The following is a 19,691-nucleotide window of genomic DNA, read 5'->3' as shown; positions in this document are numbered from 1 at the left end:
TTCCCGTTTTGAGTCTCTATTTGCCGCTCTGATATCTTCCCCGACGTTCTCCGGGTCTTTATTTGTGATTTTTATGGGATTCCCGATCACAGGTTGGTGGAAATCCCGTTGTAGTATGATTCGGACCTTGAAGCTCTTTTAATGTTCTTGAAATCGTGCATAACCTTCAGCAGGCGTTCAAGTCCGAAACCTGCACCTATCCAGGGCTTGTTAATTCCCCAGTCCCGGTCCATGGGTACGGGTCCGACAACTGCTGAGGAGAGTTCCATGTCACCGTGCATGACATCAAGGGTATCGCCATAGACCATACAGGAGTCTCCTACAATCTCGAAGTCGATCCCCAGGTAGTCCAGGAAATCTTTAATTATGGATTCAAGGTTTTCGCGCGTGCAGCCTGACCCCATCTGGCAGAAGTTCAGCATGGTAAACTCTTCCAGGTGTTCTTTGCCGTCAGACTCTTTCCTGTAACAGGGCCCGATCTCAAAGATTTTGATCGGGTCAGGTAGGGTTCTATCAAGCTTGCGCAGGTAGTTGTAGAGATTCGGGGCAAGCATTGGCCTTAAACAGAAGTTTTTATCAACCCTGAAAACCTGCTTTGAAAGCTCCGTGTCATTGTTAATGCCCATCCTTTCAATATACTCTGAAGGTATCAGAATCGGGGATTTGATCTCCAGAAAACCCCTGTCCACGAAGAATTTCGTAATCTCGCGTTCGAGTTTTCCCAGGTAATGTTCCCTTTCTTCGGCATAGATCTGCTGCAGGTCTTTTCTTCTCCGGGACAGCAGTTCGGACTCAAGCTTCCTGAAAGGTGTTTCAGAGTCCAGGGAAATCTCATCCTTCGGGCTTAACAGACCTTCAAGCCTGTTAATCTGGCTCTTTGTATACGCAGGAGCACTTGCTGGAACAGGAGTAGCCGGAGACATAGTTGAGCTTTCCATTCCCTGTGCTGATGTAGGTGCAGATATTGCCGAAGCGGAGATTGTTGTTGATGCGGAAGCCGGTGTTGGTTCAGAAACTGGTATAGCTGGTTCAGAAACTGGTGTTGGTTCAGAAACTGGTGTTGGTTCAGAAACTGGTGTTGGTTCAGAAACTGGTGTAACTGGTGCAGAAATTGGTGTTGGTGCAGAAACTGGTGTAACTGGTGCAGAAACTGGTGTAACTGGTGCAGAAATTGGTGTTGGTGCAGAAACTGGTGTAACTGGTGCAGAAACTGGTGTTGATGCGGAAGCCGGTGTTGGTTCAGAAACTGGTGTTGGTGCAGAAACTGGTGTAACTGGTGCAGGTTGAGACTCAGAAGGCAGAGCCTGTTCCGATGCCATATTCTCAAGTGGTTTTGGGGCTCTAGCAACTGATTTTGGCATTACTTTTCTTACTTTAGGAGCAGAAATCACCGTGACTTTTACGTTGCTTTTGTCTTCGCTTGGTCTTGTGAGGAACTTGCTTATGTCCTCATCCGAAACCCTGCAGTTTTTGCAGGTTTTCCTGTACTTATGGTGCCTTAGGGCCCGTGCTGTCCTGCAGCTCCGGGAATTATTCACAACAAGCCTTTCTCCACATTCCATTTCGATGTAGATTTTCCTTTTTGAGACTTCATGATGCCTGATTTTGTGAATCCTTCCGGTCCTGGACATCCAGAGCCCTGTAGCAGATATCAGAGTGTTTAGTGGTTTTTTATCCATAGTGTTACCCCTCGGTGAACTAAAACCCGGATAATTTCCAAGAACAAGTATTCAGAATCCCGGCTTACGGAATATAAGCGTGGAGCCAGCAATTGCTGACAGCTACCCGGAAAAGAGATCGATAATCCCAAGCAATAGAATAGTTTATAGACTCTGGAAAGCGTTTCCTGATTCTATAAAAAATTTCAGTGGAATGTTATGCAAGTGCCATTCCGGGATTCAGAAACGTGGCGGAAACCCCGGGAATCTAACCCGGCTGAACGGATTTAGAGTCCATTCGATCTACATGATCAGGTTTCCTCCTCGACAAAATAGAATACAAATTTGATATGTTGTTTTTTTCTCTATAGCAATCTTAATTGATATGATAAAATAATATTATTTAATATATATGTTTATTGGTGATTACCTGCCCAGATCCGAGCTCTAATTTATAGTTTTTGGAAAACAGCTTCCAGTAAGCAGGTCCTATAAAAGACTGAAAAGAGAATAAGTCCTATATAATAATCAGGATGAAAGAGACTGATAAAACCTCAGAATAAAAAGGAAAATGAACAAAGAAATAAATCAAGTTTTCCTGTTCAGGACCGTTCGTATAGTCCTAGTGTGCTCAGTGTTAGGGCAGTTGCGTTTATGTCGTCTTCTTTGTTTCCCCAGGCCCCGCTTTCACGGGCTTTTCCAAGGAGCCATTTAATAGAATCTCCAACTTCTTTTTTGAAACCTGTAAGTAGGAGAGCCTGGATTGCCAGATTGCTTGTGGAAATATGCTCCCAGCCTCCATCCTGTCCTTTTTTTGAAAGGACCCACTCAGCCCTTTCCCGGATAAAAACCTCAAAATCCCTGTTTCCTGTCAGGGTTTCCTGTTTTTTGAGGGCTGTGATTATAAGGGAAGTAGTACCAACCTGCTCCCAGGCAGGACCATAGTTTTCATATAACCAGTTACATCCTTCCCTGTCAGAAATTTCCATCTCTGCAAGGGCCCTAAGACTATAGGCAGTATCATAGACGTCTTCGTTCCATGAGCCTCCTTTTTCCATGGAACGCAGCCACTTTTCCGGTGCCCTGAATATAATTCCTTCAGCAGAAAGGGCTGAACAGGCCCTTGCCGTATCTCTTATTGAGGAGTTCCAGCAGTCACCTTCTTTTTTACGGATTAGATGGGTAATATAGGGGTTCGGGAGTCCCCATAAAGCATGAGCCGATACTGTACTTGCAAGTTCCTTTACGGACTGAATTTGCTGGGCTGAGAGCCATTCGAAGCCCTTTTTCACGATTTCGAATTCCATGCTGCTTGACATTTAACGGTGCTTTTCAGGCTTCATGTATTAATACCTGACCGGACGAGTTTTTATCCTCTTCTTGATTTCTCCTGTTCTTGACCTGTTTTTTAGGACGAAAATGGCAATGGAAAATTATATGTATAAAGTTTTGCATAATAATGCATAATGGTGCGCCCAAGGAAACGAAAAATGGTTAATTTTGAACATCAGTTAAGGCATTTCAAGCCTGGAAATTTTGAAGAGAGTTCCTTTGCGGAAATAGTCCTGACAGTTGATGAACTTGAAGCCATGAGGCTCAGTTTCCTGGAAAATTTATCCCAGATTGATGCCGCATCCTGTATGGATGTCCACCAATCTACTTTTCAGAGGATGCTTAAAAGAACACTTGAGAAAGTGACTGAAGCACTTGTTTATGGAAAATCAGTCAAAATTGAAGGAGGAGATTACAGGATGGCAGGAGGAGACGGTAACGGTCCGGTTGGCAGAGGCCCCGGAGTGGGCAGAAGCCGGGAAGGTAGAGGGCAATGCAGGAGTAGAGGAGGAACTGGTGGCCCGGAAGGGATATGCATATGCCCTGGGTGTGGATATGAGGTGCCCCACAAGCCAGGAGTTCCCTGTATTGAGATGAAATGTGAGAAGTGCGGAACTCCAATGGTCAGGAAGTGACCTATGATAATGGTTTTGAATTTAATGAAGATTTTATAATAATTTGAATGTGTGAATGTAATATAAAGGAGTTGAAGGTAAATGCCAAATGGAAATAGGACAGGGCCCATGGGCTCCGGGTCAAAGACAGGAAGAAACCTGGGTTATTTTAAGGGTAGTGATTCCCCTGGCTACACAAAAGGAGTTCCCTCAGGGGCAGGAAGGAACTTTGGAGAACATAATTCCGGAGGACGCAAATCCGGATCTGGAGGTGGCCGTGGGATGGGGTGTGCCAGGAAGGGCAGGGGTTTCAGGTGCAGGAGTGCCCCCGAGTTTGTGAATTCCGAGGAGTCTGCTGTTCTGGATACATCTCCTGGATACTATTACTCCGCACCTTCTCAGCCAAAGACCTGGTCTGAAACCGATTTCCTTGAAAATAAGAGAAATCTGCTGAAACAGGAACTTAAAACCCTTTCCTGGAAATTTAAGGCCCTTCTGCCTCAGGGAAGCAATGTAGAAGAATAATTCTAAGGATAGAATCTGATGGATTTTTCACTTCTTTCTTCCCTTATTTTGCAAAAAGGAAGAGTTAAAAAATGAACTCAAGAATCGTTTATGGGCCAATTCTTTCAAGAAGGCTTGGAAGATCTCTGGGAGTCGATGTAATAAAGAATGCAGGTTCGAAAAAGAACTGCAACTACGATTGTATCTACTGCCAGCTCGGGCACGTTGAGCTAAAACTCAGAAGTCCTGAAGATGTGAAGGAAGCAGTGGCTCCCGAAGAAGTCTCCGAAAGCTTCCAGAATTTCTATAAAGATATCGATAACCTGGATTATGTAACCTTCTCCGGGACATGTGAACCTTCCCTGAACCTTTCTCTTGGGGAGATGATCCAGGTCGTCAGGAAAATAAGTGGTGTCCCTGTCTGCGTAATTACGAATTCTTCTCTTGTGGGAAGAGAGGATGTCCGGAAGAACCTGGCTCAGGCAGATCTGGTTGTTGCAACCCTGGTTTCCGGAAATGAAAATACCTGGAGAAGGATACACAGGCCTGCCCCCGACATAGCCCTGCAGGAAATAATCGAGGGCCTGAGGGAACTTGCAAAAACCGGTGCCGGAAAAAAGCTTGCCCTTGAGGTCATGTTTCTCGAAAGTGAAACCGGTAAGCCTCTGAATAGTACTGATGAAGAGGTCGAAAAACTGGTGCAAACAATCAGGTATATATGCCCTGATGAGATCGAGGTTCTGACAGTCAGCCGCCCCCCTGCAGAAAAATGGGTGAAGCCAGTCTCTGAGGAGAGGTTGAGGGAAATTGCGAAGCGTTTTGTTTCAGAGTTTGGAGACGAAAAAGTAAGGCTGGTTTTAAAGGGAAAAAATAAGAGGGGAAAAGTTTTACATCGGGATCCGGAGGCGGAGGTTTATGCACTTCTTCTTAGAAGACCCTGTACCTTCGAACAGACATGGCAGGGTCTAAGTATGAGTCCCGGAAGCCTTTATCCTGTCCTCAAAAAATTGCTTGCTGAAGGCAAAATAGAGATAATAGCCTCTGAAACCGGGGAGTATTACAGGGCAAAATAATTTTCCGGGCAAAATAATTTGCAGAATACAATAAGTTGCATGTAAAGAGGACTGGGGAAGTGTGGATAAAAGGAAAATGCGATTGGCTGCGGGAAAATCGATCGCAGCTACCGTATTCGGAACCGTTGTTAAGGTTATCTAAGAACGAGGAATGTCTCAGACTATTTTATGTTAACCTTTGATATCTTTCAGATTTTCTTAAGTTTTTCTCCTGCTTTTTTGCTCCGATTTTTGTTCTCAGATACTTTCTTCCTCATCATTTGGAGGGAGCCTCTTTGCCAGTTCAGCATCAAGTGTTGACAGAGCCTCTTTGTTTTCACCGGCATTTTTCAATTTATCAATAATCTCGTTGTCGTTTTCTTCCTCTTCGACCTGCTCTTTGACATACCACTGCAGGAAAGAAACTGTTGTTTCATCTTTTTCCGAACGGGCAAGGTCCACCAGGTCGTTGATTGAGCGGGTAACGAACTGTTCGTGTTGCAGGGTCTTCTGGAACATTTCCATCGGTGTTCCAAATTCCATAGGTGGTTCCTTGATTTCCTTTAACTTCACTCTTCCTCCCTGCCTGTTGATGTAATCAAAGAGTTTCATCCCATGGATGGTCTCTTCCCGGACCTGGACCTTGAACCAGTGGGAAAACCCTGGCAGTCCAATGGACGAGCTGTATGCCGACATAGCAAGGTAAAGGTAAGACGAGTACAGTTCCCTGTTAATCTGTTCATTCAGTGCTTCTTCCATCTTTTCGTTCAGCAATATTTTCCCCTCACTTTGAATCCTATTCGGTGTTATGTTTTGCCTGTCATCCTTTTCAGGGGCAGGGCGCACGCACGACCAGCACCTCGGCTTTTGCATGCCTTACGACCTTTTCCGTAACTCCTCCGAGCAGGAACCGGTCAATTCCGGCTTTTCCCTGTGTTCCCATCACAATCATATCAATGTCATTCTTTTCCGCAAAATCCAGAATTTCCTGAGCAGGGTTACCCTGCAGCAGGACCGAATTCACCGTAACGCCGTTTTCTCTTCCCATTTCCTCTATTTCAGCAACAGCTTCACTCCCTTCTTTTCCTATCTCCCAGTCATAACTTTCGGGCATAATAGGAGAACAGCAGGAAATGCCGGCTACATATACGGCATAGATCTCAGCTCCGGTATTCCTTGCAATTTCAAGCCCTGAGCAGGCTGCACTTTTTGCGTTTTCCGAGCCGTCGGTTGCAAGCAGAATTTTCCTGTAGGGTTTTCGTTTCATAAGCCTCCCCCTGTGTAGTTCCCTTATTGTGGACTCAGGTTTTTCCCTGTCCCTTCCCGTGTACTACAAGCACCGGGACTTTTGCGTTCCTGACGACTTTTTCGGAGACGCTCCCGAGCAGGAAGCGCTCAGCATCTGTTTTCCCGAGCGAGCCCACGACAATCATATCAACGCCCTGTTTTTCTGCAAAATTAAGGATTTTTTCAGCCGGATGCCCTTCCATGATTGCAAATTCCACATCAACGCCTGCTGCTTCTGCAGCCTCCTCCACTGCAGCGGTCATTTCGAGCCCGAAAGTCTTAAACTGGTCTTCCATTGCAGTTTTCAATTTAGGGTCCCATTTTCCGGCTGGATAGCAGGTATTATCAATAACATACAGGGCATACGCTTTTCCCTGGCTCAGCCTTGTAATTTCCATCCCGGCACTTACTGCCTGCGCCCCGTTTTCCGAGCCGTCAGTTGCTATCAGGATTTTTTTGTAAAAATCGCTTTTCATTCCCTCTTCTCCCCCATTTAACTCATTTCCTCAATGCTTTAACTTTGCTTTCTGGTCTATGGACATCAGACCGTCCTTTTTTCTTTCTATTTTCTTCTCTGTTTTCCTCTCTGGAATTCCTCTCTGGAATTTCTCTTCTCATGTATCCCGTCCCCGGACAACCAGGACCGGGCCTTTTGCGTTCCTGAATACGTTTTCGGATACACTCCCTATCAGGAAACGTTCTATTCCGCTTTTTCCAAGAGAACCAACGATGATCAGGTCTACTCCGTTCTTTTCTGCAAAATTGACAATTTCTTCTGCTGGATGCCCTTCGAGAAGGGTGGGTTCTACCTGCAAGCCTGCGTTTTTTGCAGTTTTTTCCACGTAAGAAACGGCTTCTTCTCCGAGCTCCCTGAACCGGTCATACATTGCCTCTTCCCACTCCATATCTTCAGGAGCCGAAGAATAAATCGATCTGTCTATAACGCAGACAGCATAAATTTTCGCTCCGCTCAGGCGAGCGAGCTCAATTGCGGTATCTGCAGCTTTTCTGGCACTTTCAGAGCCATCGGTTGCAATCATAATTTTTCTATAAAGTCTGCTCTCCATAATCCAGCCCTCTATATTTTATCCCCTATCTGAATATAAGTGCGTTCATATTAATAATTTTCATCCAATAATTTTCAGGAAAAGGGATAGCTGGCCATAAAGACAAAAAGTATATACTTCTCAATACAATTAATGAAGAGGAGGATATACCTTGGGAAAACAGGGAATTAAACTAACCCAAATGCTAATTTTGATGTCCATTATCCTCCTTTTTGCCTCAGGAAGCGGCTGCATCCGGAGTTTTGAGGAGGAAAGCTATTACAACATCAAAGATATGGACATCTCAGCAGACCGTGCAGGGACTTCTTTTGTAGACCTCAATGTTACGACATACGTAGAAAAATACCAGGGAGGTACAGAGAAAAATGCCTCTCTTCTTCTGAAAGTTTACAGCAGGGAGAGCGGGCTGCTTGAAGTACAGGAGGAAGTAAAGCTCGGGAAGCTGAAAAAAGGGGAAACAAAAGCCGTAAGCCAGAGCTTGAGCCTGCCTAAGACCGGCGGATATAATATACATTCAGTTCTCTTCGAAGAAGATACCCAGAAGGGCAGCGGAGAAATCAATGTCTACAACCTGGATTTTCTGCCTGCTGACGTGCAGGACATAGGGCTTGAAATTTCCGAAATGGATTTCAGGGTCAGGAAGGTGGAAGACCGAAAAGTCCTCATTGAAAGCGATCTCTATCTGACAAACGAGGGCAAGAAAACCAGTCAGGATCTCCGTATGCTTGTCAAGGTCCGGGAAATGGACGCGGGGCTCCTTGCAGATAAGGTCTGGATCCGGACAGGGAAAATCAAGCCCGAAACAACAGTTATCCGGAGTGTCAATCTGACCATGCCGGACCAGTACAACTACGTTGTCGAAGTGCTGATCTGGAACAATGATACTATTGTCAGGCGCGGAGAAGATTATATCCAGCTCAACACGGAAATTGAGGTTAAAGATAAGACTTCCACGGAAACCAGGAAGATTCAGACCAGCGAATTTGAAATTGTCGATGAAAATGAAATGGTCCCTGAAGAGGAATACGCCGAAGAAGAAGCGACTCCCGGATTCAGCCTGTTCCTGTCAGCAGTCCTTCTCTGTTCGGCAGTAGTTCTAAGGAGGCGGTTTGGATGAGTGAAACAGAAGAGCTCAACTCAGAGACAAAAGATGCAAAGGGGTCTGACCTCGGGGAGAACTTCAAGAAAGGAGTTTTTTTGATTGCCATGCTGCTTCTGCTTGTGGCAACCTTCCAGCTCTATTTCTCCATAACGCGGGTAATCGAGATCTGGTTCGAGTATCAGTATATCCCCATTTTCACGGCTGTTTATAATTTCATTGTCCTGCTCGTCAGCCTGTACATCACTAGGCTGTACATAATAAAGCGCTGAAATTTGCCTGAAAAGCTGAACACAGCCCTGAAAAAAATAGCCCTGAAATATAAAAGGAGATCCATTGAAGATATCTGAAAAAAAAGGTTTGAAGAGCCGAAACCGTTGATTTGAGGAGACCTTAAGTCTCAGGCCTCTTCAATTAATTTTTTTACGGTTTCCAGCACAAGAACCGCATCCTGCCTTTTTAAATCAACTTCGCTGTTAATGCAAAAATCAAGAAGGCTCTTCCTTTTTTCTTCCTGTATCAGGCCTTTTTTTGCCCCTTCTTTTGTAAGCCCGAGGTAGCTCCGATCAGGATAGTAAGTGTTGATTGCAAGTTCCAGAAGGCTATCATGCTCTTTTTCACTTATAAGCCCGGTAGCGAGAGCTGCTTTAAGGGTTTCCCGGATATTTACCAGGGGGACGGAGATGGGTTCAAACGTATCAGGATTGGTGCTTACAGCCACCTCGTCGTCAGACTCGATAACCCCGTCCCTGTACCACTCATAAACCTTTCCAACGCCTATCATGCCGTGTGTGTCCAGTTCAGAAGCCCTCAGGGCTCCCATACTGGCACCACCCACAACCTTTACTCCTGCATTAAGGGCAGATATGATCTCTCTGTGCCCTACTGCAGCCCGGTCAAAGAAAATCCCGTCTATAATTCCCATGACCTTATACCCCTGCTGGACAAATTTTTCAAGCTGGAACCTGCGTACAGGGGGCTGGTAGTTTGCCCTGAGGATTTTTTTCGCATCCTCATGGCTTATGCTGTTACCGGTAAAGATAACTGCTCTTTCTTTCATCTTCTTTTCCACGGCTTTTCGTTTTTGTTTCTGGAAAATTCTTTCTTCTTCCCGGCGGTAATTCTTTTTCCTCTACGGTCACGGTCGATAGTGAAAAGTTCAAAGCCCGGAATGATTACCCTGACTACAGGTACTGCAATTTCCTCTCTTGAGAGGTCAACGACAAGCACCTTTTCGACAAGGCCCTTTAGCTTTTCAAGTATTACGTCGATGTTTTCTGAGGGGCTCTTTCCGGAGAGGTCCTTCACTTCGGAAAGGGAAATTTTTTCTCCTTCTTCGAACCAGAACCAGTTCAGACGCTTCATGCGGTCATAACCTACGCTCCTGATAAAGCCCTCCCTGTCCGTGTCTTCCCTTGCGCCCTGAATCTGGACAACCCTCGACTGTGCAGCTTCCGTTATTGCTCTTGCAACTGCGATCTCAGGTTTAAGGTGGGAGCCTGCTCCCATGACCAGAAGAGCGGGGTCTTTCAGTTTTGCGTCATCAGTTGCTGCAATAACTGTCGGGATTCCGGTGTCAGTCGGGACAAGCCAGATCTTGAGTTCGACTCCGGCATCTTTGAATTTTTGGGCAAGCTCGTAAAGGTACCCGTCTTCTTCGGTCAGCACTATCTCCTTTCCAAGGTCACGGGAAAACTGAGCTGTGCTGATGGCATCTCTTTCTATAACCTCAAGAAGCCCGTGCAGGATAGCTTCCTCAAGGGTGTTTCCTGAAGCCAGCCCATTGGTATTGCTCAGGAAAAGTTTCTGGCACTGCCCGGGTGCATCGTAGGGATGGTAAACCGCATTGGCGCTTACGAATTCCTCTTCCCCGCTCATTAAATCATATGCTCCGACCCACTCTATAAGGGAGCTGGGATTAAAAGGCTGGGCCAGAAGCAGGGAACTTGGGTCAAGCACGCTGCAGGTTTCCCTGGCATTTAAGTAAGATTCAACAAGAGCCGGGGCAGAAATCCCGCCTCCAATGTTTGCGTTTATACCGGGCCTTTCTGCCAGGCAGCGCTCAAAACTCTCCATTATTGCCGAAATCCGGGCCCTTTGCTCGGTTGAGCCCTTGCCTGAGTAGATGCTTATCGCTCCCGAAGCGGCACTGGGGCGGATTGCCGAGAAGATCGGAATTCCGAGCCTGTCCAGGTTTGTAATATCTGCAATTCGGGTGACACCTATCTTTTTTATCTGATCTTTGGTGTTTTCAAGGGTCGTGGCTTCATCATACACACGCTGTGTGCCTTCGAGGTATGAGAGTGACCTGTCAATTTTTATCTCGGGCATAGTTAGAAACCTTCTCATCTCTTGTTATATATTTTGTGATTTTTTTGGGAATTTACGGACTATTTACAGGGATTTTCAGCTTTCCCTGTGCAGGACTTTTTTGACAAATGAATATTAACAGAATATGAACAGAATACAAACAGAATACATACAGAATAACGCTATATATTGAAGGGATCTATAAGTATGTAAGAGGGTTTATAAGGGGTTTTTGTCCGATGGATCTCAAAAAATTGTTTCTGGAAGAAAATGTAGGGGGTTTTGATCTGATTCTCCGAACCTTGCTCGGGGTACTTGGAATTACTGCTCTGGCACTGAATCTCGTAAAAAGTTCTCCTTTGAAATGGATCGTTGCCCTGATAGCTTTTACGGGACTTTTCACTTCGATAACCAGGCACTGCACTCCCTATGTTATTCTCGGGATCAATACTGCAAAGACAAAATAAAAAAAGAGTTGAGGAGTTTATCCTCATTAGCGGTGCATCAGAGAAATTAATTCTCTGATTTCTTTTTCAGCAGATATTTCGGCTCAAAATTAAATTGTTAAACTCTGGCTGATTTCTCTTTGATTTTCCCTGATCTTTTTTTTCTTTGATACATTGTATATATTATGCATCAGTCCGTTGTTTTTTAATCATTATAAATATATTGCGCAAGCCTATATTTTTTATACGAACACGGGAATAATTTCGGCCACGTTGCTTTATATATATGTTTAATAATATTCCGTACAATGTGAAATTAACTCAAAAGATGATGGAAAAATGAACGAGACAAAAAGCTGTGAAGTCAGGTGTACAAATTGTAGAAAATGGTTCCGCTCACAAATTGTTCAGTTTGAAGAGGCAGAAACATTTCTGCACGCTGTACTGTACAAAAATGCAGAACCATGCCCATACTGTGATACAATGGTTTCTCACGACAAAGAAATCATGAGATTCTTAGAAAAAGATAGTAGTGGTAAAGTCATTAAAGAAACCAGGTGCATATATAATTTTTAAGCTCTGTAGAAATCCTCCGAAATTACAAATCTCCATTAATTTTAACTGAATTGCCTGATATATTTTTACTTCTTTATTTTCAGCCTCTCGAAGCTTATTCATCCTTCGCGAGGTTGCATTCTTTTTATGCACGCGTTTTCTTTTTTAATCCATTCGGAAAATGTAAGATAGTATAAAATGGAGATTGTGAAAACCGTAATTGAAATACAAATTGCAAAAGGTATAAAATAACTACAGAAAAAACTAAGCGAAAGCAAAATTAGCAAAAATGAAAATATGTAATAATTCTCTTGCTGTTTGACTATTATATATAATCTTTTATTATGTGCCTTAAGTTCGTCTTCCTCTCTAAATTGAATCGAGCTCTCCATTTGTTTGAATTTGCGTTCCTTTGGCAGCACCAGCTGTGAAAATGGGACAATAAGTGCTATGCCGATGAATAGTAAACACGCAAGAAGAGAATAAGTTGAAATGATTGGTACGTTGTCGAATGCGTGTATATTGAGTTTACCGTATACGTTAGAGAATGTTAAAGTATAGAATCCAAATATTACAAACATAAATTTTATTTGTGAAAAAAAGCGCTCTAGATTTTTATTATATATTTCAAATAGTTCGCACTCAATTTCTTTTTGTTTATCCAACATGTGCTGCCCCTTAAGATAAACGACCTGCACATTCTTAAATATTTTCAACACATCTTCAATTTCTGTGATCTCACCAGAACTTTCACCATGGTTTTTTTGTTTTCGGATCTCCGACAGCAGCTTAATGTTTAACCTGCTGTTCTCCTGGATCAACATTTGAATATAGACCGTTTGCTTATGCTTATTCTCGTTTAGTTTTTCTATCTGCTCATCCTTAGTGTGCAGCAGGCCATAAAGTGAAAATAAGTCTCAGAAGTTTCTGGAAAAATAGGTCCTGTATGACTCCCGGTTTCGGTGTATCATATGCTGCATTTTTATATTTTTATCTGCCTTAATGAACTCGCTCGTCTTTCTTTTTCTTTTATAAGGTGATCAGATATATTTATCAGATTTGTGTATCTATATTATAATATGTCGACGTTGTTTGAAGACTTTGGGGCCATTAGTTATATTCCTGCGAATGTAGCTTTCTGGTCTACCGTTTTCCTCGGGGTCGTTTGCTTCATTATGCTCTATTTTTTGATATTCAATGTGCGTCGGGGTATTAAGAGTAAACAAAATCACTAAAGTTTTCTTTTATTACATTTTTATGTTTTCTTTTATTTCCATATACCTTTTTGAAATCAATTCTATTATTTTTCGATTCAGGATATTTGATTCTTTTATTTTCAAATATATTAGAGATTATAATATTTTAAATAATTTTAAAATTCGGGGGCATTGGGGATATGCAGGCTGAAGGGAATGGACTGGACACTGATAGTTCTAAAATTCAGGTAAATGAGCCTTCTCTTTCCAATAAAGAACATAACTCCGGAAGGGAAATGTCAGGAAATTCCCATGAATTTCACGACGAAAATGGGAATAAGCCTGCTGAAAATATGATTCATGAGGACCATCCGGAAGATAAAACAGGGCATGCCGGAGAGAAAACCCAAACCCATGAGCAGCACGAAGAGATGAAACATGGGCAGCCTGAAGGAATGAAACCTCAACCTCAAGGTCATGACCAGCACGAAGGAATGAAGCATGAGGGACATGAAATGTCCGGGGGAAAAGGTCATGAAGATCATCATGCTCATATGCTTGCAGATTTCAGAAAAAGGTTCATCGTTTCTTTTATACTGACCTTCCCGGTTTTGCTGTTCTCTCCCATGATTCAGGGTTTTTTTGGCTTTGAGCTTCGCGTCCCCGTTGCGGATATTCTTACCTTTTTGCTGTCATCGGTCGTTTATTTCTACGGCGGGTACCCCTTTCTCAAGGGGATAAAAGACGAGCTTGCAGAGAAATCTCCGGGAATGATGACCCTCATAGCCGTTGCTATCAGTGTGGCTTATTTTTACAGCTCTGCTGTGGTTTTCGGGCTTCCCGGCGGAGTCTTTTTCTGGGAACTGGTGACCCTTATCGATGTTATGCTGCTCGGGCACTGGCTGGAGATGCGTTCGGTAATGGGGGCTTCAAGAGCCCTTGAAGAGCTGGTTATAATAATGCCGTCGGTTGCCCACCTGAAGAAAAACGGCGAAACTGTTGACGTGAGTGTTGACCAGTTAAAAATTGGAGATTGGGTGCTGGTCAAGCCAGGGGAAAAGATTCCTGTTGATGGGACTGTGGTAGAAGGGACAAGCAGCGTCAACGAATCAATGCTTACCGGGGAGTCAAAACCTGTCACGAAAAAGCCGGGAAATGGGGTCATAGGCGGTTCGATTAACGGGGAGGCGGCTTTTGTTGTGGAGGTCAAAAAAACAGGAAAGGACACCTACCTCAACCAGGTTGTCGAACTTGTCAGAACAGCCCAGGAGAGCAAATCAAAAACTCAGGACCTGGCAAACAGGGCTGCTATGTACCTTACGATCATAGCCCTGACTGCGGGAGCTCTCACATTTATCCTCTGGAGCTTCTCCGGTCAGGAACTTGTTTTTGCCCTGGAGAGGGCAGTTACTGTAATGGTTATTACCTGCCCGCATGCCCTTGGGCTTGCAATTCCTCTGGTGGTTGCAGTTTCAACATCTATTGCCGCAAAATCCGGGCTTCTGATCAGGGACCGGCAGGCGTTTGAAAAAGCCCGCAGCCTTGAAGCTGTAATCTTTGATAAAACTGGTACACTCACTGAAGGCCGGTTTGGAGTAACGGATTTAGTTTCTCTCTCAGGTGAAGATGACAAAAAGAATGACAAAAAGAATGACAAAATGGATGATAAAAAGATCCTCAGCCTCGCAGCTTCCCTTGAAGCAAGTTCAGAACACCCGATTGCAAGAGGAATCCTTGAGAGTGCCAGGGAAAAAGGAATCGAGCCTTCTCATGTCGAAAAGTTCAGTTCCATTCCAGGAAAAGGAATAGAGGGCATAATTGATGGCAAGAAATTCCTGTTAGTAAGCCCGGGCTACCTTGAAGAAAAAGGAATCAGCCTGAATGGCGGGAAAATTGAATCTGAGAAAATTGAAGAAATTAAGGAGCAGGGAAAAACCGTTGTATTTCTGCTTGAAGGAGAGAGAGTGCTCGGAGCCCTTGCACTTGCCGATATTATCAGGAAAGAGTCAAGGGAAGCAATCTCAAAGCTCAAAGGAATGGGCATAAAATGCCTGATGCTCACCGGGGACAACCGCTATGTCGCTGCCTGGGTAGCGCGGGAGCTGGAGCTTGATGACTACTTTGCGGAAGTCCTTCCTCACGAAAAGGCAGCAAAGGTCATGGAAGTCCAGAAGCAGTACGTTACCGGAATGGTCGGAGATGGGGTCAATGACGCCCCTGCCCTTGCCCAGGCGGATGTGGGAATCGCTATCGGAGCAGGCACGGACGTTGCAATCGAAACCGCCGATATCGTGCTGGTTAAAAACGATCCCGGAGATGTGCTGTACATTATTGAGCTTTCCAGAAAAACTTACTCCAAGATGTACCAGAACCTTCTCTGGGCAACCGGGTATAATGTTTTTGCAATTCCGCTCGCAGCAGGAGTACTCTATGGATACGGTATCTTACTGAGCCCTGCCGTGGGTGCGGTTCTCATGAGCTTGAGTACCGTGATCGTAGCTATAAATGCAAGAGCTTTAAAGATGGGGTAATTTTATGTTTGGAATAATTCGTGGTTTGATGAAAATGCTGGCTCTGGCAGCACTGGTTTCTGCAGGAGTCAGATTCGTCTTAAAGCATGTAGGGGAAAAAGAATAAAATAATAAACAGTGAACAGGAAGCCTGATCATTTTGACTGATCATTTTGACTGATTATTTTCACAGATAAACTCAGGTCTGATTTAAAGGGGGTTAAAGCATCGCAGACGGGGAAAGCAAAAGCAATCCGTTCCTGATTATTCTGCTGGTTCTGGTAGTCGCAGGAATAGCTGTCCTTATTTTTATGTTTTGGGCTATGGGAGGTCTTTATCGTACTGGGGACGGTTTCTACGGGCGGTCTGATATTTATTCGGAAAACTGGACTTCCTATCCTGGAAGAGGTATGTATCCAGGCGGCGGAATGTATCCCGGTAGTGGAATGTATCCGGGAAGGATTTCTACTTCCTATAACAGAAGTGATTTTGAGTCAAACGGGGAGTTAATCTATTATACCGGATTTAACGAAAGCGATGAGCTTATTGAAACCGAGTATGGTCCTCACTGGCTGTACGTTCACGGAGGGAGCTGCGTTGACTGCCATGGGACTGACGGTAGAGGAGGCTATCCGGTAATGATGGGTTTTGAGGTCCCTCCGGATATCAGGTATGAAAGCCTTGTTTCTGAAGAGCACGAAGAAGAGGAAGAACATCCTCCATACACGGATGAAACCATCAAAAGGGCAATCAGGGAGGGAATTGATCCTTCAGGTGAGCCTCTTGACCTTACCATGCCCAGGTGGAAGATGACCGATAAAGATGTGGGCGATGTTGTTGAATACCTTAAAACACTTTGAGGGGAAATTCCCTCTCCTTTTTCTCCGGACATTTTGAGGTCCAATCATTCAAATAAGATCTTTTCAGGCCTTCAAATATGCTTTCATATCTTTAAACGACCTCGCATGAACCACCTTGATTCTTTCTGGAATTACCTGCCGAGTTCTTTGACTCTTTTAGGTTGTCTGATAAGGTAATAAAGAAAAGCACCTACAATATAAGTAAAAACGATAACAATAACCCAGATAAGGCGCGTATTCCCTTTATCCGTTTCTTTTCGCAGGCAGTCAACAAGGGTCCAGGCCCAGAGGATAAAAGAAAGAAGAAACATAAATCCGAAGATAATGAGAATAAGGGAATTACCGTACATTTTACTGTTTCCTGTTTTGGTTTTTTATTAGTCCGGAGTTTTTATTAATCTGGATTTTATTAGTCTGGATTTTTTCAGCCCTTTTCTATTTTCAATATACAGCCCTATTTACTTAAACAGTTTGGTTTTTCGCTTTTTTTCATTCCATCGTTCTATGGTTTCAAATTATTTTCTCAGTACTTCAGCTCTTTTTCAAATTGCCTGAGCCTGAAATTGAGTAAAAATACGGTATAAATTACCATACCTGCGAGTAAAAAAGCTCTTCCTGCAAGCAGTTCATATAAAAGCCCGCCGAGGATCAGCCCGGTTATGCTTGCAAGCCCCCCGAAACTGCTGGCAAACCCCTGTATAGTTCCCTGGTAGTTCTTCCCTGCAATTTTTGATAAAAGGGAAAGGAAAGAAGGCCACATAAGCCCGTCACCCAGTGCGAAAAACCCTGTTGCAAGATAGGTCAGGAATAGGTTTCCGGGGATAAGCAGCAGAAAGTTTGTGCCGAGCATCAGGCTTCCGAATATTATAAGTGAGGCATCTGAATATCTTTTTGAAAGCTTTGGGAGTATAGAACCCTGCACAATTATCAGAAGGCCGCTCAGGACCGTAAAGTAGACCCCCATTTTTGCGATGCCCCAGTCAAGGGCTGCGATTGCATGCAGTGGAAAAGCGGTGTAGAATATATTGAAGCCGAGAAAGATGAGAAAGTAAAGGCCGAGCATATAAGGGATATTCGGAAGCTTTAAAACTTCCCGAAAGGAAGGCTTCCCGGTTTCCCGCGTAGTCCTGCATTCCTTTATCTCGTAGCCAAAGACTTTTCGTATGTCCTCAGCATCGGCAGGTCCTTCAAGAGAACACTCTTTGTTTTCAGGGATATAAAATACGATAAGTGCGGTCCCTATAAGTGATATTACTACTGCTCCCAGTACAGGAGCCGCTTCTCCGTATGCTGTTATGCTCAAAAGCCCGGCAAGGGCAGGGCCCACTATGAACCCGAGGTTTGAGGAAATCGACATTTTTCCGAAATTTCGGTTCCTGTCTTTTTCTTCGGTAATGTCTGCCAGGTAAGCGTTGGCTACGGACACATTTCCCCCCGTCAGCCCGTCAAGAGCCCGGGCAAAGAAGAGCACTGCAAGGGGCAGGGTGAATGTAAAAGCTCCCAGGATTTCGGAGTCAACTTTAAAAAGGGTTACAACCGGAAGAAAAAGAGCTCCGAGAAAGATAATCCAGGAAAGCAGAGTTCCAAGCTGGCTTAAAAGCAGGATCTTTTTACGCCCGTAAATGTCAGACCACCTGCCAAGAATAGGGGCGCCTATGAGCTGGAAAGCAGGGTACATGGAACTTGCAAGCCCGTAAATGAAGGCATTGCCTCCAAGCCGGCTCACGAGAAATACAAGGAAGGGGAGAACGATACTGAACCCGAGTGTACCTATGAAATTGACAGTAAGGAGGGGGAGAAGGTGAACACTCTCTCCTGTCAGAGGGTCAGGACTATTTTCCTGATTCCTGCTTTCCTGACCTGTTTCCATATTTTCCGGGCTGGTTTTCATATTTACCGGCTTATTTCCGGAAGCCTTTTCCTTTGAATCTTCAGGAATCTTCCCCTCTCCCTTTTTCAAACGATATTTCAGGCTTATCAAATAAAGGTTGCTTTTCAGATAACAGTTTACTCCCTGAGAACAATTTATTTTTTAATCCTGAGGATCTCAGCCCAGTCCCGCTTCCCGCACTTCGGGCATTTGAGATACTTTTTACGTTCATAACCCCGTTCCAGTTTTTCTGTTTTGAAGTTTTATGCCAAAAATAAGGCTCCATATTTACTTAATATTTCTATGAAATCCGATGGTAACAAAATTAAACGTATATGCTGCACTAAAGTAAATAGAGAAGAATTATGACAAAAGCTGCAGCTAAAACAGGCGTGAGTCCAACAGCACTGGTTGCTATTGAACAGTATTTTCCTGCGGAGCAACGCATCATCGAAGATGACCTTGCCTATCGAATACTTCCGTTAGGCATGAGATCTCTTGTATGGCTGATGCGGTTTAATTTGTTCAGAACCTGGATGATCCGAGTTACCAGGAATGACACTCCCGGTCTCCGGGTTGGTATGTTGTGCAGAAAAAGGTACATAGACGAGAAGCTGATCGAGTCGGTCAATAAGGTTAATGCGGTCGTGAATCTGGGTGCTGGCTTTGACACCCGGGCATACCGGTTACCAGCTCTATCTAACATGCCAGTCTGGGAGGTCGATCAGCCTGAAAACATTAAGTCCAAGCAGACCCGGCTGTGTAAGTTATTCGGAGCAGTCCCGGCCCATGTAAGGCTTGTGCCGATCGATTTCGATCGAGAAGAGCTGGGCCCTGTTCTTGCGTCTTATGGCTATTCCGAGGACAGGCGGACATTTTTCATCTGGGAGGCTGTCACGCAGTATCTGACTGAAACCGGAATTAGAGCGACTTTTGATTTTCTGGCCAAAGCCGAGCATGGCAGCCTTCTGGTTTTCACATATATTCGCAAAGACTTTCTCGATGGCCGGGTCATGTACGGCTGGGAGAATATCTACAAAAAGTACGTAAGGGATAAGATCTGGCTTTTCGGGATGAACCCGGAAGAGTGGCCGGATTTTCTTGAGGAGTACGGCTGGCAGGTAGTCGAGCATGTCGGTTACGAGGAGCTTGCCGAGTGGTATATCAGGCCGTCAGGTCGGGAACTTGCTTCTACACCGGTTGAAAGGATAATCTACGCAGAGAAAGTCTAATCGAGTCCTATTGCGCGTATGCACAACTAACTTCTTCTCACTCCACGGAACGGTTTAGCCAACCTGTTTTGAGCAAATTGATGAGCAATCTCCGGTCGC

General features: G+C 44.4%; 22 protein-coding genes. 10 read left to right on the top strand and 12 right to left on the bottom strand.

Features of this window, described 5'->3' with window-relative positions; translation table 11 throughout:
- Positions 1 to 86: 86 nt before the first annotated feature.
- A complete protein-coding gene (gene pylS / locus EO92_RS05030) occupies positions 87 to 1,679 on the bottom strand; it encodes a pyrrolysine--tRNA(Pyl) ligase (RefSeq protein WP_048169762.1) in 1,593 nt (530 codons plus the stop codon).
- Positions 1,680 to 2,260: 581 nt separating this feature from the next.
- The gene (locus EO92_RS05025; RefSeq protein WP_048169760.1) at positions 2,261 to 2,977 is read right to left on the bottom strand and encodes a hypothetical protein; all 717 of its coding nucleotides are present in this window, start codon (positions 2,975 to 2,977) and stop codon (positions 2,261 to 2,263) included.
- 171 nt (positions 2,978 to 3,148) lie between these two features.
- Here EO92_RS05025 and EO92_RS05020 point away from each other — a divergent pair, with 171 nt between their 5' ends.
- From EO92_RS05020 to EO92_RS05010, 3 genes are all read left to right on the top strand, one after another.
- The gene (locus EO92_RS05020; protein WP_048169758.1) at positions 3,149 to 3,625 is read left to right on the top strand and encodes a DUF134 domain-containing protein; all 477 of its coding nucleotides are present in this window, start codon (positions 3,149 to 3,151) and stop codon (positions 3,623 to 3,625) included.
- An 81-nt stretch (positions 3,626 to 3,706) separates the two neighbouring features.
- The gene (locus EO92_RS16990; protein WP_048169756.1) at positions 3,707 to 4,129 is read left to right on the top strand and encodes a DUF5320 domain-containing protein; all 423 of its coding nucleotides are present in this window, start codon (positions 3,707 to 3,709) and stop codon (positions 4,127 to 4,129) included.
- Positions 4,130 to 4,200: 71 nt separating this feature from the next.
- Positions 4,201 to 5,181 (top strand): radical SAM protein, encoded by a 981-nt coding sequence (locus tag EO92_RS05010; RefSeq protein WP_048169754.1) that lies wholly within the window; start codon positions 4,201 to 4,203, stop codon positions 5,179 to 5,181.
- Between the two features lie 237 nt (positions 5,182 to 5,418).
- Here EO92_RS05010 and EO92_RS05005 read toward each other — a convergent pair whose 3' ends face one another.
- The 4 genes from EO92_RS05005 to EO92_RS04990 all read right to left on the bottom strand — a co-directional run bounded on the left by EO92_RS05005 (position 5,419) and on the right by EO92_RS04990 (position 7,514).
- Positions 5,419 to 5,934, bottom strand: a complete 516-nt coding sequence (locus EO92_RS05005) for a ferritin (protein ID WP_048169752.1) — start codon at positions 5,932 to 5,934, stop codon at positions 5,419 to 5,421.
- Positions 5,935 to 5,989: 55 nt separating this feature from the next.
- Positions 5,990 to 6,427, bottom strand: coding sequence for a universal stress protein (locus EO92_RS05000; RefSeq protein WP_048169750.1), 438 nt, complete (start codon positions 6,425 to 6,427; stop codon positions 5,990 to 5,992).
- A 34-nt stretch (positions 6,428 to 6,461) separates the two neighbouring features.
- The gene (locus tag EO92_RS04995; protein ID WP_048169749.1) at positions 6,462 to 6,923 is read right to left on the bottom strand and encodes a universal stress protein; all 462 of its coding nucleotides are present in this window, start codon (positions 6,921 to 6,923) and stop codon (positions 6,462 to 6,464) included.
- 138 nt (positions 6,924 to 7,061) lie between these two features.
- Complete coding sequence (locus EO92_RS04990; RefSeq protein WP_048169746.1) at positions 7,062 to 7,514, bottom strand: universal stress protein; 453 nt, start codon at positions 7,512 to 7,514, stop codon at positions 7,062 to 7,064.
- Positions 7,515 to 7,665: 151 nt separating this feature from the next.
- Between EO92_RS04990 and EO92_RS04985 the strand changes: the two genes are divergently transcribed.
- Both EO92_RS04985 and EO92_RS04980 read left to right on the top strand, forming a co-directional pair.
- Positions 7,666 to 8,631 (top strand): hypothetical protein, encoded by a 966-nt coding sequence (locus tag EO92_RS04985; protein ID WP_235283193.1) that lies wholly within the window; start codon positions 7,666 to 7,668, stop codon positions 8,629 to 8,631.
- Positions 8,628 to 8,885 carry a hypothetical protein gene (locus tag EO92_RS04980; RefSeq protein WP_048169743.1) on the top strand — a complete coding sequence of 86 codons (258 nt, stop codon included), beginning with the start codon at positions 8,628 to 8,630 and terminating at the stop codon, positions 8,883 to 8,885. The genes EO92_RS04985 and EO92_RS04980 overlap by 4 nt, the downstream gene beginning before the upstream one ends.
- 128 nt (positions 8,886 to 9,013) lie before the next feature.
- Here EO92_RS04980 and EO92_RS04975 read toward each other — a convergent pair whose 3' ends face one another.
- Positions 9,014 to 9,673 (bottom strand): TfuA-related McrA-glycine thioamidation protein, encoded by a 660-nt coding sequence (locus tag EO92_RS04975; RefSeq protein ID WP_235283192.1) that lies wholly within the window; start codon positions 9,671 to 9,673, stop codon positions 9,014 to 9,016.
- A complete protein-coding gene (locus EO92_RS04970) occupies positions 9,670 to 10,944 on the bottom strand; it encodes a YcaO-related McrA-glycine thioamidation protein (protein ID WP_048169738.1) in 1,275 nt (424 codons plus the stop codon). Before EO92_RS04970 ends, EO92_RS04975 begins: the two co-directional genes overlap by 4 nt.
- 218 nt (positions 10,945 to 11,162) lie before the next feature.
- Between EO92_RS04970 and EO92_RS04965 the strand changes: the two genes are divergently transcribed.
- Both EO92_RS04965 and EO92_RS18065 read left to right on the top strand, forming a co-directional pair.
- Positions 11,163 to 11,390: a DUF2892 domain-containing protein gene (locus EO92_RS04965; RefSeq protein ID WP_048169737.1), complete on the top strand. Its 228-nt coding sequence runs from the start codon at positions 11,163 to 11,165 to the stop codon at positions 11,388 to 11,390.
- A gap of 318 nt (positions 11,391 to 11,708) precedes the next feature.
- Positions 11,709 to 11,945, top strand: a complete 237-nt coding sequence (locus EO92_RS18065) for a hypothetical protein (RefSeq protein WP_082098587.1) — start codon at positions 11,709 to 11,711, stop codon at positions 11,943 to 11,945.
- A 98-nt stretch (positions 11,946 to 12,043) separates the two neighbouring features.
- On the opposite strand, the gene EO92_RS04960 is transcribed toward EO92_RS18065, so the two are convergent.
- Positions 12,044 to 12,748 carry a hypothetical protein gene (locus tag EO92_RS04960; protein ID WP_235283191.1) on the bottom strand — a complete coding sequence of 235 codons (705 nt, stop codon included), beginning with the start codon at positions 12,746 to 12,748 and terminating at the stop codon, positions 12,044 to 12,046.
- Positions 12,749 to 13,320: 572 nt separating this feature from the next.
- Here EO92_RS04960 and EO92_RS04955 point away from each other — a divergent pair.
- Together EO92_RS04955 and EO92_RS04950 are read left to right on the top strand one after the other, a co-directional pair.
- Positions 13,321 to 15,651, top strand: a complete 2,331-nt coding sequence (locus EO92_RS04955; protein ID WP_235283190.1) for a heavy metal translocating P-type ATPase — start codon at positions 13,321 to 13,323, stop codon at positions 15,649 to 15,651.
- A 302-nt stretch (positions 15,652 to 15,953) separates the two neighbouring features.
- A complete protein-coding gene (locus EO92_RS04950; protein WP_369793120.1) occupies positions 15,954 to 16,490 on the top strand; it encodes a cytochrome c in 537 nt (178 codons plus the stop codon).
- Between the two features lie 131 nt (positions 16,491 to 16,621).
- Here EO92_RS04950 and EO92_RS04945 read toward each other — a convergent pair whose 3' ends face one another.
- The 3 genes from EO92_RS04945 to EO92_RS04935 form a co-directional block, all read right to left on the bottom strand.
- Positions 16,622 to 16,840, bottom strand: coding sequence for a PLDc N-terminal domain-containing protein (locus EO92_RS04945; RefSeq protein ID WP_048134886.1), 219 nt, complete (start codon positions 16,838 to 16,840; stop codon positions 16,622 to 16,624).
- A gap of 173 nt (positions 16,841 to 17,013) precedes the next feature.
- Positions 17,014 to 18,360, bottom strand: coding sequence for an MFS transporter (locus EO92_RS04940; protein ID WP_048169833.1), 1,347 nt, complete (start codon positions 18,358 to 18,360; stop codon positions 17,014 to 17,016).
- 61 nt (positions 18,361 to 18,421) lie between these two features.
- Positions 18,422 to 18,646, bottom strand: coding sequence for a hypothetical protein (locus tag EO92_RS04935; RefSeq protein ID WP_048134887.1), 225 nt, complete (start codon positions 18,644 to 18,646; stop codon positions 18,422 to 18,424).
- A 79-nt stretch (positions 18,647 to 18,725) separates the two neighbouring features.
- Here EO92_RS04935 and EO92_RS04930 point away from each other — a divergent pair, with 79 nt between their 5' ends.
- The gene (locus EO92_RS04930; protein WP_048169735.1) at positions 18,726 to 19,592 is read left to right on the top strand and encodes an SAM-dependent methyltransferase; all 867 of its coding nucleotides are present in this window, start codon (positions 18,726 to 18,728) and stop codon (positions 19,590 to 19,592) included.
- The last annotated feature ends 99 nt before the right edge of the window (positions 19,593 to 19,691 follow it).

Source organism: Methanosarcina sp. 2.H.A.1B.4 (genome assembly GCF_000979385.1).
Taxonomy (GTDB): Archaea; Halobacteriota; Methanosarcinia; order Methanosarcinales; family Methanosarcinaceae; genus Methanosarcina.
Note: the sequence above shows the minus strand (reverse complement) of the source record. Positions and strands in the feature narration are given on the sequence as shown.

Coding starts and splice junctions, on each gene's coding strand:
- pylS (WP_048169762.1), bottom strand. CDS start 1,679: ATGGATAAAAAACCACTAAACACTCTGATATCTGCTACAGGGCTCTGG.
- EO92_RS05025 (WP_048169760.1), bottom strand. CDS start 2,977: ATGTCAAGCAGCATGGAATTCGAAATCGTGAAAAAGGGCTTCGAATGG.
- EO92_RS05020 (WP_048169758.1), top strand. CDS start 3,149: ATGGTTAATTTTGAACATCAGTTAAGGCATTTCAAGCCTGGAAATTTT.
- EO92_RS16990 (WP_048169756.1), top strand. CDS start 3,707: ATGCCAAATGGAAATAGGACAGGGCCCATGGGCTCCGGGTCAAAGACA.
- EO92_RS05010 (WP_048169754.1), top strand. CDS start 4,201: ATGAACTCAAGAATCGTTTATGGGCCAATTCTTTCAAGAAGGCTTGGA.
- EO92_RS05000 (WP_048169750.1), bottom strand. CDS start 6,427: ATGAAACGAAAACCCTACAGGAAAATTCTGCTTGCAACCGACGGCTCG.
- EO92_RS04995 (WP_048169749.1), bottom strand. CDS start 6,923: ATGAAAAGCGATTTTTACAAAAAAATCCTGATAGCAACTGACGGCTCG.
- EO92_RS04990 (WP_048169746.1), bottom strand. CDS start 7,514: ATGGAGAGCAGACTTTATAGAAAAATTATGATTGCAACCGATGGCTCT.
- EO92_RS04980 (WP_048169743.1), top strand. CDS start 8,628: ATGAGTGAAACAGAAGAGCTCAACTCAGAGACAAAAGATGCAAAGGGG.
- EO92_RS04975 (WP_235283192.1), bottom strand. CDS start 9,673: ATGAAAGAAAGAGCAGTTATCTTTACCGGTAACAGCATAAGCCATGAG.
- EO92_RS04970 (WP_048169738.1), bottom strand. CDS start 10,944: ATGCCCGAGATAAAAATTGACAGGTCACTCTCATACCTCGAAGGCACA.
- EO92_RS04965 (WP_048169737.1), top strand. CDS start 11,163: ATGGATCTCAAAAAATTGTTTCTGGAAGAAAATGTAGGGGGTTTTGAT.
- EO92_RS18065 (WP_082098587.1), top strand. CDS start 11,709: ATGAACGAGACAAAAAGCTGTGAAGTCAGGTGTACAAATTGTAGAAAA.
- EO92_RS04960 (WP_235283191.1), bottom strand. CDS start 12,748: ATGTTGATCCAGGAGAACAGCAGGTTAAACATTAAGCTGCTGTCGGAG.
- EO92_RS04955 (WP_235283190.1), top strand. CDS start 13,321: ATGCAGGCTGAAGGGAATGGACTGGACACTGATAGTTCTAAAATTCAG.
- EO92_RS04950 (WP_369793120.1), top strand. CDS start 15,954: ATGGGAGGTCTTTATCGTACTGGGGACGGTTTCTACGGGCGGTCTGAT.
- EO92_RS04945 (WP_048134886.1), bottom strand. CDS start 16,840: ATGTACGGTAATTCCCTTATTCTCATTATCTTCGGATTTATGTTTCTT.
- EO92_RS04940 (WP_048169833.1), bottom strand. CDS start 18,360: ATGGAAACAGGTCAGGAAAGCAGGAATCAGGAAAATAGTCCTGACCCT.
- EO92_RS04935 (WP_048134887.1), bottom strand. CDS start 18,646: ATGGAGCCTTATTTTTGGCATAAAACTTCAAAACAGAAAAACTGGAAC.
- EO92_RS04930 (WP_048169735.1), top strand. CDS start 18,726: ATGACAAAAGCTGCAGCTAAAACAGGCGTGAGTCCAACAGCACTGGTT.